Source organism: Microtetraspora sp. AC03309 (assembly GCF_020826795.1).
GTDB lineage: Bacteria > Actinomycetota > Actinomycetes > Streptosporangiales > Streptosporangiaceae > Microtetraspora > Microtetraspora glauca.
Genome location: NZ_JADDIL010000186.1, coordinates 1 through 1,820, shown reverse-complemented (window position 1 = coordinate 1,820; position 1,820 = coordinate 1). Strand labels below are relative to the sequence as shown.

The 1,820-nt window shown below is 62.9% G+C and carries 2 protein-coding genes; both read left to right on the top strand.

Annotation, left to right across the window (positions count from 1 at the left end; all coding sequences use genetic code 11):
• A partial coding sequence (locus tag IMZ11_RS42165) for an MCE family protein (protein ID WP_228649130.1) occupies window positions 1–482 on the top strand: 482 nt, incomplete at its 5' end.
• 17 nt (window positions 483–499) lie between these two features.
• Window positions 500–1,725, top strand: a protein-coding gene (locus IMZ11_RS42160; protein ID WP_085976171.1) for an IS3 family transposase whose coding sequence is annotated in 2 segments (ribosomal slippage) — window positions 500–731 and window positions 731–1,725 — 1,227 coding nt in all. Because the reading frame shifts where the segments join, the coding sequence is not laid out codon by codon here.
• Window positions 1,726–1,820 lie beyond the last annotated feature (95 nt).

Genomic DNA, 1,820 nt, shown 5'->3' with positions numbered 1-1,820 from the left:
CCATCCAGCTGACTCCAGCCTATGTGGACGGACCCACGCTCGGGGCCGGGGCCACGATCCCACAGGACCGCACCGCAGTCCCGGTCGAGTGGGATGACGTGCGCGCACAGCTGGAGCGGCTGACCGACATGCTCCAACCTGAAACACCGGGACAAGTCAGCACACTTGGAGCTCTGATCAACACCGCCGCCGACAACTTGCGGGGACAGGGATCTGACATCCGTGACACTGTCATCAAACTGTCGCAGACGGTGTCAGCTCTCGGCGACCACAGCAAAGACATCTTCGGAAGCATCCGAAACCTGTCGACTTTGGTGAGTGCTCTCAAAGACAGCGGCGACCTGCTCGGGCAACTCAACGTCAATCTCTCGGAAGTGTCGGGGTTGCTGGCTGATCCGCCCCGGCGTGTCTGGAGAGTTCTTCCGTTGGGAAGGATGGGCACGTGGGATCGAAGTCATCGAGGCGGTATCCAGACGAGCTGAAGGTGCGGGCGGTGCAGATGGTGGCCGATCTGCGCAGCGAGACAGTTTCGGAGTGGGAGGCGATGGGCCGGGTTGCTGACCTGCTGGGCGTCGGTACTGCCGAAACGGTGCGCAAATGGGTCCGCCAGGCTGAGATCGACGCCGGCTCTCGGGCGGGGCAGACCAGCGAGGAATCCGAGGTCCTGCGCAAGCTGCGCCGGGAGAATGCCGAACTCAAGCGGGCCAACGCGATCTTGAAGGCGGCCTCGGTTTTCTTCGCCGCCGAGCTCGACCGGCCCTCTCAGTAGTCGTGGAGTTCATCAGCGCCCACCAGCACATGCGGGTGGGCGTTGATGGTCTCAAGTGGGGTGTCGAGTCGATGTGCGCTGTGCTTTCCGAGTACGGCGTCACGATCGCCCCGTCGACGTATTACGCCCACCGCGCCCGTCAGGGCCCCTCGAAAGCCGACTGGGCCGATGCGCAGGTGATCGATGCGATCTGGCAGCTTCGCCAATCGCAGAGTCTGTACCGAGTCCTGGGCGCTCGTAAGACATGGATTGTATTGCGCACCAATGGTATCGACGTATCGCGCTGTGTCGTGGAACGGGTCATGCGGGAGATGGGTTGGCGGGGTGCGTGCAAGCGCCGGCGGGTGCGCACCACCGTCGCCGATCCGGCAGCGACGCGAGCCCCGGATCGGGTCCGGCGTAATTTCGTCGCCGGTGCGCCTGACCGATTGTGGGTGGCCGATTTCACCTACTGCCGGACTCGTGCCGGCTGGGCCTACACGGCGTTCGTCACCGATGTCTATGCCCGCAAGATCGTGGGTTGGAAGGTGGCTACCGAGATGACCCAGAAGCTGGTGACCGATGCGATCGACCACGCTATCGACACCAGAAAGCGTTCGGGTGCAGCATCTTTGGATTCACTTATCCACCACAGCGACGCGGGCTCGCAATACACCGCGGTCGCGTTCACCGAACGTCTGGCCGCTGAGGGGATCCTGCCTTCAGTCGGATCCGTCGGGGATAGTTTCGATAATGCTCTGGCCGAATCGGTGAACAGCAGCTACAAGACCGAACTCATCGACCGCCAGCCGCTCTATCCCGGTGCCACCGAACTGGCGCTGGGGACCGCCGAATGGGTGGCCTTCTACAACCGTCAGCGACCCAACGGCTACTGCCAGGACCTGACCCCCGATCGGGCCGAAGCGCTCTACTACCATCGCCAACGGCACCCTCATGCCGAGGAGGCACTCAGATAAGAGAACCTCCCGACATGCCGGGGCGGATCACAGTGATGCTCTACTACCATCGCCAACGGCACCCTCATGCCGAGGAGGCACTCAGATAAGAGAAC